We start from the raw sequence: 12174 nt of genomic DNA on the forward strand, positions 1-12174 counted from the left end.
GGTAGACTACAGAGCACATGCCGAAGGCGAAACTCACGGTGTCAATCCCCGAACGGACGTGGATTCACGGCGTGTCGACGAGCCATCCCGACGCCACGTTTCGGGTCGTCACCACGTTGATGGGCGAGTCGTCGGGCGTCGCGTTGGTCGAACTGGTGACCGACGACCCCGTCTCGATACTCGCGGACGTAGAGCGCCAATCGGCCGTCACGGAACTCGACCTTCTCTGGAAGCACGACGAGGAGGCACTACTCCAGATAGAGACCGACGAACCGCTGTTGCTCGTCCCAGTCTGGCAAGCGGGCGTCCCGCTACGTACGCCCTTCGAGATACGCGACGGGCAGACGACCTGGGAGACGACCACCTCTGCCGACCGTCTGTCGGAGTTCGGCGACCGACTCGCGGACCTCGGCATCGGTTTCGACATCGAGTTCGTCCAGAGCGTCGATGCGACCGAGTCCGACCGCCTACTGACCGACAGACAGCTAGAAGTGCTGGTCGCCGCCGCCGAACAGGGGTACTACGGGAGACCGCGAACGGCGACGCTCACCGAAGTCGCGGCGACGGTGGGCATCTCGAAGTCCACGTGCAGCGACATCCTCCAACGAGCAGAAGGGAAGATAATCGACTGGTTCCTCGCCGAACACACCGGTGGCGAGTACTGATAAGCCGCCGGTCTACGCCGTTGCCCGTTCGGTCAGGACGAGTAGTGCTTCGGCGTCTTCGACCGCGTGCGGTGAGACGTCTTGGTCACCGTCGAATCGAATCACGTCACCGGTTGTCAACGAGTGCGTAGTCTCGCCGAGTCGAAGTTCGAGAGCGCCCTTCAAGAGATGCAAGACGATGCGCTCGTCGGGATGGCGGTGGGCGGGGAGTTCGTCGCCAGTGCCGAGTCGAAGACGGACGACTCGGGGGTCGGCGTCGAAAACTACGGCGTGCGGCGTCGAAGTGAGGTCTGGAAGGTGTACCTTCTCGGTCATCCCCTAACGCTTTCCGGTCGAGTTTCAATTCTATTGTCCCGAACACGTTCGCCCACACGAACACCGGAAGGCACGTAACGAACCGGCCCGAACGCGCGGGTATGAGCAACGCCGACTCGGTACTGGGGTCTCGCATCGATAGTTCGCCGGGAACCGGCCGACTCGCACTCGGCGACCTGCTGGTGCTGGTCGGTCTCCTCGTCGCCGGGTCGCTCCGGCACAACACGACCGGAATTCTGCAAATCGCCGACACCATCGCACCGTTCTTCGTCGGCTGGGTCGTCGCCGCGCTGGCGGTCGGCGCGTACGCACCCGGCGCGACGAAGGGCCCGAAGACGGCGGCGATTCGAGCAGGTGGCACGTGGCTCGTGGCTGCCGCTATCGGACTCGCACTACGTGCGACCTCCTTCTTCCACGGGGACTCGCCGTTGCCCTTCGTGTTGGTCATTGCGGGAACCGGACTCGTCGCGTTCGTCGGGTGGCGCGTCGCAGTTTCCGTACTCGGAAGATAGCCGATTTTCAGGATTCAGGCAGTGACACGCCGATACTCGACGTACGAGTAGACCGTCGTGTACAGCGAGATAGCCACGACCGGACCGATGACCAGCAGGAAGGCGTACGAGGGCACGAACACGCCCAGTACGGCCAACACGCCCGCGAGTTTGAACAGCGGGGCGGCCCGTTCGTGCGTGTGGTTCCAGACTTCTTCGTTCGTGAGTGTCCACGGCGTTCGGATGCCGATGAACCAGTTCTGCTCAGCGTGTTCGAGCAGTGTGCCGACGAAGTAGAACAGCGCGCCGAGCGCGGGCGCGAGGCCCTGCAACATCTCGAAGCGATAGCCCACGTTCCACGCCAGCACGAGTAGGTGGACGTAGACGAGGAACGCCACGAGCAACACGACGAACTGGTCGTACTGCTCGCGGAACTGCGCGACGTTCTCGCGGAGCGGGTCGAGTCGCGGGAGGTTCGTCAACAGCGCGAGCATCCCGAGCGAGAGGGCGGGGAACAGCGCGAGCGCGACGTTCTTGGCCATGTAGCCGTCTGGCTCACCGGCACCGTTCCAGTGGGTCGCCATCCGAGCGGGCAGTTCTGGATACGCCAGAATGCTCGCTATCGCCGATGCGGCGACGAGGACGAGACCCACGGTGGAGGAGCGTCGGGGACTCATATTCTAATATTGGCACGTTCGAAATATAAACCTACGGACGACTACTCGCCGCCTTCCGCAAGCGCAACGCTGATTGGACCGCGACGGGACTTCCGAGTAATGACAGCGTCGTCGCAGTCGGAGACCGACTACGCCGCACGGGCGCGGGACGTACTCGGATTCTCGCGGTGGTGGCAGGTCGCGGCCGCCGCGGTGATGATGGGCCTCATCAGTCCGTACCAGTACGTCTGGTCGTCCATCGAGAACCCGCTCGCCGAGAATCTCGCGCTCGAACCCACCGCGCTCGGCTTCGTCTTCACGCTCTTCGTCATCTTTCAGGCCGGGTCGCAGTTCCCGGTCGGCGTGTATCGGGACCGCCACGGACCCCGAGGGCTGACCCTGCTGGCTGGCGTACTGGCGGGTGGTGGCTACGTCGGCCTCGCGTACGCCACGGAACTGTGGCAACTGTACGTCCTCTACTCGCTCGGAGCGGTCGGCGTCGGCATCGTCTACACCGTCGCGGTCAACACTGCGCTGAAGTGGTTCCCCGACCGACGAGGACTGACAACCGGCTTCGGCACCATGGCGTTCGCCGCAGGGAGTGCGTTGTTCGTTCCGTACGTGCGCGCGAACGCGACGGCAACTGGCTACCCCGAAGTCCTTCGGAACATGGGTCTACTCATCGGTGTCGGCATCCTCGTCGGTGCGGTCGTCCTTCGAGACCCGCCAGCGGGATGGGCCGGCGGAAGCACGGGGACACAGAAAGCAGATTCGGAGGGCCAAAGCGAAGCAAACGACGAAAGCGCGGGCGAAGCCACCGACGGCGGAGCTGCCGTCTCCGGCAAGCAGTACACGTGGAAGGAGATGGCCCGAACGTGGCAGTTCTGGCTGATGTACGTGATGTTCGTCTGCGTCAGCGGGGCCGGACTGATGTTGACCGCGAAAGTCGTCTCGTTCGCCCAGAACGTCGGTCTGAACGCGGTGACGGCCACCGCGTCTGCGACGGTCCTCCCTATTGCGGGTGGCGTCGGCCGCCTCGTCGTCGGCGACCTCTCGGACCGCGTAGACCGCGAACGGGCGATGGCCGTCGCGTTCACGCTCTGCGGTCTCGGGCTGTTCGCCGTCGTCTGGTTCGGCGAATCCAACTCCTCGCTCGGCTTCCTCGCGGCCGTCGTGATAGCGACGTTCTTCTGGAGTCCCCAGTACACGCTGTTCCCGAGCGTCGTCGGCGACTACTACGGCCAGCGACACTCCTCGGCGAACTACGCCCTGCTGTACTCCGGGAAGATGTGGGGCGGCATCTTCGGCGGTGGGGTCGCCGGGTGGCTCGTAACCGTGACGAGTTGGACGACGGCGTTCGCCCTCGGCGGGGGCCTCGCCGTGGTGGCTGGACTCGCCGCGCTCGCGCTCCGCGAACCGTCTCCCGAATCGAGCTAAGCTTCGGAAATCGCGCGACTTTTCTTCCGACTGCTTTCGTTCTGACCGACGAACGTTCTCTGCCAGCGATTTCTCCTCGGACTGCGAAGTGCGAGCGACCAGACCGATTTCATCCCCGATTCTACGATTACTAGTGCGAATACGAGACGGTCGCTGAGACCCGCGATAGGACTCGTTTCAGACTCTTTATTCCAGAAAACAGATTTATAACCACCTCATAAGTTATGAGAATCCTATTCGTATACTACTTTTCGCCTATCGGTATTGACCATCTCTACTATGGGAAACAATTATATACCCACACCGCATACTTTGTAATAGATTATGACGGGGTACTACGACTTCATCCTTGGACTGATTCCGCTTTCACTGATAGGTATCACCGCTGTACTGAGCGTCGCGGGCTTCTCGATAACGTCGGCAGTACCCTTCGCTGCGAGCGTTCCCGTTCTCCTCATCGGTCACGCGTTGTTCGTCAACGGTCCCGTGGACGACGCCTCGCCTCAGACCACCGAGAGCGTCGAGTCGCCCGGCTTCGAGGCCGCCGACTAAGCTTTCTTTCTTCTACCTGTTTCTACTCCGTTCTCTCCGATTTTCACCGAACTCACACCGAACAGCCCACTCGTAGTCCCGTCTCTGCGTTCGTCCCGTCGTTCCCGTTCAGCCTCACCGATTCCGTTCCGCCTCAACGATTTTGTTGCTGGCCTGTGTTGTCACGCGCATGACCGACACGCTGTTCCTGACCAGCGACCAACTCGCGGGACTAGCCGAACCAAGCGAGTACGTCGAAGCGGTACGAGATGGCTACCGCCAGCGCGGCGAGGGCGCGCCCGCGGAACCCAGAACTAAACTGACCAACGCCGACCCGCCGGGGATGCTGACGGGGTACTCTGCGGTCCTCCCCGACACCGGCGCGATGGGTGGTTACATGTATTCGGCAGGTTTCGGCAAAGAGGACGCGTGGTTCGTGACCCCGCTGTTCGACGCCGAGAGCGGCGAACCGCTCGCACTCCTCGACGGCGCGCGGATGAACCCGTTCAAGACCGGTGCGGCGGGAGCGGTCGGCATCGACGCGCTGGCCCGCGAGGACGCCAAGACGCTCGCGCTCATCGGCAGTGGCTCGCAGGCCCGCGGCCAACTCAAGGCCGCCGCCACGGTCAGAGACCTCGAAAGCGTCTGGGTGTACTCGCCGACGAAAGAGAACCGCGAGTCGTTCGCGGCGGAGATGAACGAGCAACTCGACGCCGCCGTCGCGGCCGTCGCGTCCAGCGGCGCGGCCGTCGAGGAAGCGGACATCGTAATCACGGCGACGACGGCCAGTGACCCAGTGTTCGACGACGATTTGCTCGCCGACGGCGCGCACGTCACGGCGATGGGCCAGTACCACCCGAGCAAGCGCGAACTCCCCGCCGAAACCATCGAGCGCGCGAAGTACGTCCCGGACCTCCGCGAGCGAGCGACGCAGGACGCCGGGTCGTTCATCTCCGCGTTGGAAGAAGGCCTCGTTACGGAGGACCACATCCACGCGGAACTCGGCGAAGTCGTGGCTGGCGAAGCACCGGGCCGCGAGTCCGAGGAGGAAATCACCGTCTTCGACAGCGGTGGCACGGGTATCGAGACCGTCGCCGCCGCTCACATGTTGTACGAGAAAGCCAGTGAGAAAGACCTCGGGCAGACGATATCATTCGCGCCCGCCAGCGAAGCCATGACTGGAAGGTAATTACGCTGCGAGCAACATCGCCGCGATGAACGACGAGTTGGTGCCGGAGCGTGACTCTTGTTTCTTGTGCTGTGCGTTGGGCATGTTACGGGAGTGTTCCCAGTTCATATTCCAACTAAATATTTACTCGTACTTGAGTATGTCGCCTCGGTAACGCGTTGTGAGCGGCTCGCAAATCATTTGTGATGGCATATCACGCCCGGTATCGCCCCTGTAATTCGCACGCTCTGCGAGAAGTATTTGAACCTCGACAATCGTGCGGAGCGAAGCAACCGCGACACTCAGTCGAGTGCCGCGTGCAGTTCCAGAACGTTCTCCAACAATTCCGAACTGTCGCTCCCCAGCAGTCGGACCATCGGCTCTTTCCCGACCGCGCCGCCGTCGTACACGGCGTCGGGGGCGGCGCTTCTGGCAGCCATCGCTTCGCTCGCCGCCCAGTCCATCGTGCCCGAAGCGTCCTCGGGTTCGTTCCTTCGGTCGATTTCGACCGCTTCAAAGTTGTCTCGGACGGCTTGGGCAACCTGCTCGCTGGCTCTGACGTTACACGCCGCGGTCACACCGTCGTCGGCCTCGCGCACGCCGAGCAGGAAGCGCGCGATGTGGCTCGACGCGCCTGCGCGACTCCCACCGGTCGCGGCCACGCCGTCGGGAACGCGGTGGATTCGTCCCTCGATAGCAACCACGTCCGCAGGCGAAATCGCACAGTCGGGCGCGACGGCGACGTTCGTCCCGACCTCTGGGACCAGTTTTCGGAGGTTCTCGCGCTCGAATGTTCGGACGAACTCGCGCACGTCGGCGCGGGCAGCGGTTTTGCCAGCTTCCGCTCGGAGCGGTGCGAGCTGTTCGACGGGACCAGTTCCTGCACCGACGGCGCGTCCACAGCGAATCGCGCGGTCGAGGTGCGTCTCGGCGGACCCGACCGCTTCGGGCAGCGACGCTCCCTTTGCGAGTTCCGCCGCGATAGCCGCCGAGAGTGTACAGCCACTGCCGTGTGTGTTCGCGTTCGGCACTCTGTCGCTTCGGTACTCCTCGACGGTGCCGAATTCGGCGACCAGCACGTCCACGGGGTCGCCGTCGAGGTGGCCGCCAGTGACGAGCGCGGCGTCGGCACCGAACTCGCAGAGTCGTCGTCCTGCTCGCTCGGCGTCTGCGGCGTTCTCGATAGTCGTGTCGGCCAGCAGTTCGGCCTCCGGCACGTTCGGCGTGACGAGGGTCGCGGCGGGAAACAGTTCGTCCCGCACCGTCTCGACACCCGATTTGGAGAGCAGTCGGTCGCAGCTCTCGGCGACGGTGACGGGGTCCACGACGACAGGACCGTCGATTCGCTCGGCGCGCTCGGCGACTGTCGCCGCGACGGCGGCGTCGCCAAGCATGCCCGTCTTGACCGCGCCGACGTCGAAGTCGTCGAGGACTGCATCGATTTGAGCGGTGACGAACTCGGGGTCGAGCACCTCGCTGGCAGTCACGCCGGTCGTGTTCTGCGCGGTGACTGCCGTGAGAGCGCTCGTTCCGTGAACGTCTCTCGCCGCCATCGTCGCGATGTCGGCCTGTATGCCCGCGCCACCGCCGCTGTCCGACCCCGCGATAGAGAGGGCGACCGGAAGGGTTCGACTCGACCCGAGAGTCGGCGTCATCTCAGTCGTCTGCGGAGGCCGTCGGGTTCGTCAGCGGGACTTCCCGAGCGTCCGTGCCGAGGTCGTCCAACGCGCTCTGGGCGGCGCGCTTTCCAGAGAGGAGCATCGCGCCGAAGGTGGGACCCATGCGGGGCAGGCCGTGAGTCGTCGCGGTTGCGAGTCCCGCCGCAATCACGCCCTCGTGGACCTTGCCGGTCTCTTCGACCACGGCGTCCTCGCTCTCTTTGACCCACATCGAGTCGTGGCCGGGCGAGTCGTGACCGGGCGCGCCGTACTCGCCGTCGCCGGTTTTGTCCATGCCCGTGTTGTTCTCGTTGGCGTGTTCGATGCCCGGCGCGTCGAGGACCCCGCGCTCCTGTAGCTTCGAGACCACGACGGCGTCGTGACCCGTCGCGTCGATGACGAGGTCCGACTCGACGCAGATGGGGTCCACGCAGGTGAGTTCGCGCGGCAGCGCGTGGACGGGCGACCAGTTCATCACGATGCCCGCGACGCGGTGGTTCTCCCGGACGACCACGTCAGTGAACTCGGTCATGTTCTGCACCCGCGCCCCGGCGTCGCAGGCGGCCTTGATGAGCGCCGAGCAGGCGTGGGGACCGTCGGCGACGTAGAGGCCCTCTGCCTCCTCGCTCTCCTCGTAGGGAACGTCGAGTTCGTCCAGCACTTCGTGGGCTGGCGCGCGAACGGTCAGCTTGTTCATCAGGAAGCCGCCGAGCCAGAACCCACCACCGAGGTAATTGTTCTTCTCTACGATAGTGACTTCGACGCCGCGCTCGGCGAGTTCCTTCGCGGCCATCAGCCCCGAGGGGCCGCCGCCGACGATGATTACGTCGGTGTCGGTGCTGCCGAGGAACTCCTCGCTCCACGACTCCGCGATTGCGTTCGTGACCTGTGCTTCGTCCACGTCGCTGAATCCGTCGAACGGCATACCACCTAGTGATATTACTTGGTAGTTAAGCGTTGCGTAGTCGCATCGAGTTGCGAGACTCGTCACTGTGAGTCGGTAGAAGTCGAGAAACGGAGCTAAAACAGCAACAATCGAGAGTTACAGGCCGAACGCCGTCACCAGCGAAATCCCACTTGCCAGCGCGCCGACCAGATACCCTCCAATCGCGCCGCCGTTCAACAAGGGCAGTCCGGCGTGTGCGCGGCCCTTCATGACCATCCAGAGGAGGACGAGCAGGCCCGCCATGGTGCCGATCATCGAAGTCAGTGCGGGCAGGTTCATCGCGAATCCGGAGACGAGCGGGTCCGCGGGCGCGAAGAAGGCCGCGCTGGCGACCATCACGGTCGGCATCACGGCGTCGCCGAGGCCGATGAAGAACACGTCGCGCTCACCGAGTTCGGGGCGTTCACCCGCGTCGGATTCTGCTTCGCTCTCCTCGCCGCCCACTTCCTCGTCCGCTCCATCGCCTGCCAGTCCCTCGTCGTTGAGGAACGAGTAGCCGAGCGTCATCGGAATCACGAGGATGACCGGAATTTTGAGGTCCATCACGCCGGAGGCCAGCGTCAGCATGTGTTCGGTACCGTAGACAGAAATGGCGTCGTAGATTGCGAGGACGGAGAGGAGCAAGATAGCTGGCAGAAGCCCGAAACTGATGCCGAACAGTCCGGCCGCGCCAGCACCCATCACCACGCCCGAGGCGTCGATAACGTACCACTCGGGGTGGACCGCGAGCGCGAGCGAGACGCCAGCGGCCGCGACGACTGCGAGGACGTTGAGTTGCGCGCCGTCGAACGGCACCGTCACGACTGCCGGAATCACGACCGAGAAGACGTACCACGAGAGCAGTCCGCTCGTGAAGATAATCATCGCCCGGAGCAACCACTGCACTTCGAATTTGATGATGGCGAGCATCACGCCGGTCAGGACCAGCACCGCGGCGACGTAGACCAGACTGTTTGTCGGGTCGGAGGGGTCTTGGGTCTGCTGGAGTCCGGCCTCCTTGAACGGTTCGACCAACGCCAGCGCGCCGAGTTGCACCAAGAGGAACAGAGCGACGGTGAACCCGGCGGCGGCGAACACGCGCGTTCGATTCTCCATGTGCGGAGGGTTGCAGGCCCCCGTCTTTGCGGTTGTGGATTCGAGTTGCTATCTCGCGTACAACTTCTGGCCCAACAGCATCGCTAGGGAAGCCTCGTCGTCGGGCGTGATCGCGACGTACGGCCGCGAAACCGGGCCGAACACGTCAACGACGCGCCCCACGTCGTTCAACTGCTCGTCTACGGCTTCGGTGCCGATTCGGGGGTGGTCCTCGCCGGGACAGCGCACGATGGCGAGTCCTTGGGCGGTCCGGACAACCTCGCCGAGTCTCTGCATGGCCATTACTCGCGCAGGGCTCCGACGTACGCCGCGACTGCCTGAATCAAGTCGTTCTTCGACGAATCGTCGGCGTTCTTCACCAGCACCCGGCCACGCTCTTCCCAGTTCTCGCGTGAATAGGCTTTGTCCCGCTCGATGACGGCGTTGTAGCCGACCTGCTGGACGGCTTGGGCTATCTCGTCTACCGTCGGTTCCTCGACGGCCAATGCTTCGGACACCCGGCGTCCCTCGCTTCGGGTCTTGGCCGCGTCGAAGTACGCGGGCCACAGCACCTTCTCGACCATACGACACGCTCGTACCCGATACGTTAAACACCTTTTCAGTTAGCGAGGACGAGACGCGTTCGAGCGGAGTGAGAACGGGTCTCGAAGTGGAGCGGCGAATGCCGCGGAACGCGAGACTCCGAAGGAGTCTCGACTGCGAACGGCGAAGCCGTGAGCGAGGCGCGCGGAGCGCGCCGCTGGTGCGAGCGGTGTTACCGCGAGCGAGACGTGAGCGACCGCAGGGAGTGAAGCCCTCGAAAAGATGAACCGCAAAGAAGCGAGATTACCGACGCGACGCGAGCAGTGCCACCGTAGCGAACGCGACGAGCGCCGCAGACGCACCGAAACCGGGCACGGTCCCGGAGGACGACTCGCCAGTCGTGGTCGTCGCAGTATCGTCGGCCATCGCCTCTTCAGTTGTTCCGCTATCGCTCGTCGTCTCCATCGCAGACGTTTCTGTCCCCTGCGTCGTCGTCTCGACAGACGCGTTCGCCTCGGCGTAGGCCTCCGGGTGGAACGTCTTGGCCATCTTCGTCAGCGGATAGACAACCTGCGGTGCGGGTTGACTGACGAAGTTCCCGTTCACGGTGAAGACGTTGCCGTTCTTCACCGCGGCCGTGTTGTTGTAGGCGGCCGTCTTCGGGTACGCGCCGAACTGGCCGAGTTGGACGATGTACTGGGGATTCTGCTCGACCACGACCTCGTCGCTGAGTTTCGCGTAGCCGGAGACGTTCGCCGTGACGGCGACGTTCTCTCCACCCGCCAGTTCGACGAGGTTGTTGATGAAGGTGCCTTCGCCAGCGGTCCACCCGCCGCCCTGCGAGACGAGGACGCTCGGGGAGTCTTCACCTTCGACGGCCTGCCGAACCGTCTCGACGCGGTCTTTCATCCACGAGACCGTCTCGGCGGCACCCTCGCAGTTGCCGGTGAGTTCGCCGGTCAGTTCGGTCTTCGCGTAGATGTCTTCGACCGACGTTGCCGGGCCGAATCGGTAGACTGTCAGGCCCGCTTCGCGGAGTTTCGTGACCGTCTCGTTCGTGATGACGTTCGGCGCGAGGACGAGGTCCGGGTCCTCGGCGACGACTTTCTCGACCACGACTGCGGTCCTGCCCGCGCCCGAGACGTTCGCACGCGAGTCCGCACCGTCGAGGTACGCCGAGAACTTCGAGACGCCGACGACCTGCGATTTGCCGCCGATTTCCCACATCGTCTGGGCCGCGCTCGGAGAGAGCGTGACGACTCGTTCTGGTTTCTCTTCGACCGTCACCTCTGTTCCCGTGGCGTCGGAGGCCGTGAACGGGAACGAACAATCTGCCTGCGATACTCCTCCGGTCGCGTCTGTCGCGTCCGTTGGACCCATCGTGGCCGTCGCTGACCCGACGGGACCGACGACACTTCCGACCAACAACAGTGCCGCGAAGAGCGCGGCGAACCTCTGATTCATGCGTCTGCTTCTCCGGGCGTATCCAATAAGTATTTACCTAAAGCAAGCTGGCTTGTAAATGTGCGAGTGAGGGCACGCGTTGCAGGTTGGTCGGCGGGATTAGCGGCGGCACTGTTGGTCGTCGTGGTCGTGAGTGCAGCTATCGGCCCTGTGGCGCTCGACTATTCGGTCGTCGCCAAAGTGCTCTTGAACGCGCTCTCGATACCCGTCGGCATCGATTTCGCCGACTGGACGCTCCGTCTCGCTGGAACCGCCGTCTCGGTTCCTGTGCCCTCGCTCACCTTCGCTCCGCTGTTCGATTTCGCGGTGCCGGACACCGCGACGGTCATCGTCACGAAACTCCGCCTGCCCCGCATCGCGCTCGGTGCAGTCGTCGGATTCGGCCTCGCCAGCGCGGGCGTCGTGATGCAGGGATTCTTCCGCAATCCGATGGCAGACCCCTCTATCATCGGCGTCTCGTCGGGCGCGGCCGTCGGTGCGGTCGCGACGATTGCGATCCCGTTCGCGATTCCGTTCAGCCTCCCCGTAGCGGCGTTCCTCGGCGCGATGCTGGCGGCCTTCGGTGTCTACCTGCTCGCCACCGAGAACGGCCGAACTCCCGTCGCCACGCTCCTGCTCGCTGGCGTCGCCATCCAGACGTTCTTGGGTGCGGTCGTCTCGTACCTCCTACTCCAGAGCGGCAAGAGCCTGCAACGAGCAGTGTACTGGCTGATGGGCCACCTTCACCTCGCGTCGTGGGACGACGTAACTCTCGCCCTGCCGGTGGTCCTCCTCGGTTTCGGAGTTCTGCTCGCTTACGCGCGAGACCTGAACGTCCTCCTGCTCGGTGAGGAGGACGCCCACACGCTCGGCGTCGAAGTCGAGCGAACCAAGCGACTCCTGCTCGCCGTCGCCAGCGTCATGACGGGCGCGGCAGTCGCCGTCTCGGGCGTCATCGGCTTCGTCGGACTGGTCGTCCCGCACGTCATGCGACTACTCGTCGGGCCGGACCACCGAATTCTGCTCCCGACCTCTGCGCTCGCAGGCGCGACGTTCCTCGTGGCTACGGACACAGTGGCCCGGTCCGGCCCAGCGGAACTGCCGGTCGGCATCGTCACCGCCTTCCTCGGCGCGCCGTTCTTCCTCTACCTGCTCAGGACGCGGGAGGTGCATTCGTTGTGAGCGAGAGTGTGAAACCAGCGAGAATAGACTGCCTCTCCCCTCGTTTCGCCAGACTAAGCAACCGA

14 protein-coding genes are annotated in these 12174 nt (G+C 64.0%); 6 read left to right on the forward strand and 8 right to left on the reverse strand.

Features of this window, described 5'->3' with window-relative positions:
- Positions 1-38 precede the first annotated feature (38 nt).
- The gene (locus F7R90_RS09600; protein ID WP_225741135.1) at positions 39-665 is read left to right on the forward strand and encodes a helix-turn-helix domain-containing protein; all 627 of its coding nucleotides are present in this window, start codon (positions 39-41) and stop codon (positions 663-665) included.
- A 12-nt stretch (positions 666-677) separates the two neighbouring features.
- Here F7R90_RS09600 and F7R90_RS09605 read toward each other — a convergent pair whose 3' ends face one another.
- Positions 678-980, reverse strand: a complete 303-nt coding sequence (locus F7R90_RS09605) for a cupin domain-containing protein (protein WP_158057235.1) — start codon at positions 978-980, stop codon at positions 678-680.
- A gap of 101 nt (positions 981-1081) precedes the next feature.
- Here F7R90_RS09605 and F7R90_RS09610 point away from each other — a divergent pair, with 101 nt between their 5' ends.
- Complete coding sequence (locus tag F7R90_RS09610) at positions 1082-1492, forward strand: DUF3054 domain-containing protein (RefSeq protein ID WP_158057236.1); 411 nt, start codon at positions 1082-1084, stop codon at positions 1490-1492.
- A 14-nt stretch (positions 1493-1506) separates the two neighbouring features.
- Here F7R90_RS09610 and F7R90_RS09615 read toward each other — a convergent pair whose 3' ends face one another.
- Complete coding sequence (locus F7R90_RS09615; RefSeq protein WP_158057237.1) at positions 1507-2148, reverse strand: SdpI family protein; 642 nt, start codon at positions 2146-2148, stop codon at positions 1507-1509.
- A 99-nt stretch (positions 2149-2247) separates the two neighbouring features.
- On the opposite strand from F7R90_RS09615, the gene F7R90_RS09620 reads away from it, so the two are divergent.
- From F7R90_RS09620 to F7R90_RS09630, 3 genes are all read left to right on the forward strand, one after another.
- A complete protein-coding gene (locus F7R90_RS09620; protein WP_158057238.1) occupies positions 2248-3564 on the forward strand; it encodes an OFA family MFS transporter in 1317 nt (438 codons plus the stop codon).
- 324 nt (positions 3565-3888) lie between these two features.
- Complete coding sequence (locus F7R90_RS09625) at positions 3889-4116, forward strand: hypothetical protein (protein ID WP_158057239.1); 228 nt, start codon at positions 3889-3891, stop codon at positions 4114-4116.
- A gap of 169 nt (positions 4117-4285) precedes the next feature.
- Positions 4286-5284, forward strand: a complete 999-nt coding sequence (locus tag F7R90_RS09630; RefSeq protein ID WP_158057240.1) for an ornithine cyclodeaminase family protein — start codon at positions 4286-4288, stop codon at positions 5282-5284.
- 281 nt (positions 5285-5565) lie between these two features.
- Here the strand turns inward: F7R90_RS09630 and thiD are convergent, their stop codons facing one another.
- The 6 genes from thiD to F7R90_RS09660 form a co-directional block, all read right to left on the reverse strand.
- Positions 5566-6918 (reverse strand): bifunctional hydroxymethylpyrimidine kinase/phosphomethylpyrimidine kinase, encoded by a 1353-nt coding sequence (gene thiD, locus F7R90_RS09635; protein WP_158057241.1) that lies wholly within the window; start codon positions 6916-6918, stop codon positions 5566-5568.
- Position 6919: 1 nt separating this feature from the next.
- On the reverse strand, positions 6920-7846 hold the full coding sequence (locus F7R90_RS09640; RefSeq protein ID WP_158057242.1) for a sulfide-dependent adenosine diphosphate thiazole synthase: 927 nt from the start codon (positions 7844-7846) through the stop codon (positions 6920-6922).
- A gap of 117 nt (positions 7847-7963) precedes the next feature.
- Complete coding sequence (locus F7R90_RS09645) at positions 7964-8962, reverse strand: presenilin family intramembrane aspartyl protease PSH (protein ID WP_158057243.1); 999 nt, start codon at positions 8960-8962, stop codon at positions 7964-7966.
- A gap of 48 nt (positions 8963-9010) precedes the next feature.
- Positions 9011-9238, reverse strand: coding sequence for an H/ACA ribonucleoprotein complex subunit GAR1 (locus F7R90_RS09650; protein ID WP_158057244.1), 228 nt, complete (start codon positions 9236-9238; stop codon positions 9011-9013).
- A 5-nt stretch (positions 9239-9243) separates the two neighbouring features.
- The gene (srp19, locus tag F7R90_RS09655; protein ID WP_158057245.1) at positions 9244-9525 is read right to left on the reverse strand and encodes a signal recognition particle subunit SRP19; all 282 of its coding nucleotides are present in this window, start codon (positions 9523-9525) and stop codon (positions 9244-9246) included.
- Positions 9526-9787: 262 nt separating this feature from the next.
- Positions 9788-10948, reverse strand: coding sequence for a PGF-CTERM-anchored ABC transporter substrate-binding protein (locus F7R90_RS09660; protein WP_158057246.1), 1161 nt, complete (start codon positions 10946-10948; stop codon positions 9788-9790).
- Between the two features lie 60 nt (positions 10949-11008).
- On the opposite strand from F7R90_RS09660, the gene btuC reads away from it, so the two are divergent.
- A complete protein-coding gene (gene btuC / locus F7R90_RS09665; RefSeq protein WP_158057247.1) occupies positions 11009-12109 on the forward strand; it encodes a vitamin B12 ABC transporter permease BtuC in 1101 nt (366 codons plus the stop codon).
- The last annotated feature ends 65 nt before the right edge of the window (positions 12110-12174 follow it).

Source organism: Halorussus halophilus, assembly GCF_008831545.1.
Classification (GTDB): domain Archaea; phylum Halobacteriota; class Halobacteria; order Halobacteriales; family Haladaptataceae; genus Halorussus; species Halorussus halophilus.

Excerpts from the sequence above, each read along its gene's own strand:
- F7R90_RS09605 (WP_158057235.1), bottom strand. The coding sequence starts at position 980 with ATGACCGAGAAGGTACACCTTCCAGACCTCACTTCGACGCCGCACGCC.
- F7R90_RS09610 (WP_158057236.1), top strand. The coding sequence starts at position 1,082 with ATGAGCAACGCCGACTCGGTACTGGGGTCTCGCATCGATAGTTCGCCG.
- F7R90_RS09615 (WP_158057237.1), bottom strand. The coding sequence starts at position 2,148 with ATGAGTCCCCGACGCTCCTCCACCGTGGGTCTCGTCCTCGTCGCCGCA.
- F7R90_RS09620 (WP_158057238.1), top strand. The coding sequence starts at position 2,248 with ATGACAGCGTCGTCGCAGTCGGAGACCGACTACGCCGCACGGGCGCGG.
- F7R90_RS09625 (WP_158057239.1), top strand. The coding sequence starts at position 3,889 with ATGACGGGGTACTACGACTTCATCCTTGGACTGATTCCGCTTTCACTG.
- F7R90_RS09630 (WP_158057240.1), top strand. The coding sequence starts at position 4,286 with ATGACCGACACGCTGTTCCTGACCAGCGACCAACTCGCGGGACTAGCC.
- thiD (WP_158057241.1), bottom strand. The coding sequence starts at position 6,918 with ATGACGCCGACTCTCGGGTCGAGTCGAACCCTTCCGGTCGCCCTCTCT.
- F7R90_RS09640 (WP_158057242.1), bottom strand. The coding sequence starts at position 7,846 with ATGCCGTTCGACGGATTCAGCGACGTGGACGAAGCACAGGTCACGAAC.
- F7R90_RS09645 (WP_158057243.1), bottom strand. The coding sequence starts at position 8,962 with ATGGAGAATCGAACGCGCGTGTTCGCCGCCGCCGGGTTCACCGTCGCT.
- F7R90_RS09650 (WP_158057244.1), bottom strand. The coding sequence starts at position 9,238 with ATGCAGAGACTCGGCGAGGTTGTCCGGACCGCCCAAGGACTCGCCATC.
- srp19 (WP_158057245.1), bottom strand. The coding sequence starts at position 9,525 with ATGGTCGAGAAGGTGCTGTGGCCCGCGTACTTCGACGCGGCCAAGACC.
- F7R90_RS09660 (WP_158057246.1), bottom strand. The coding sequence starts at position 10,948 with ATGAATCAGAGGTTCGCCGCGCTCTTCGCGGCACTGTTGTTGGTCGGA.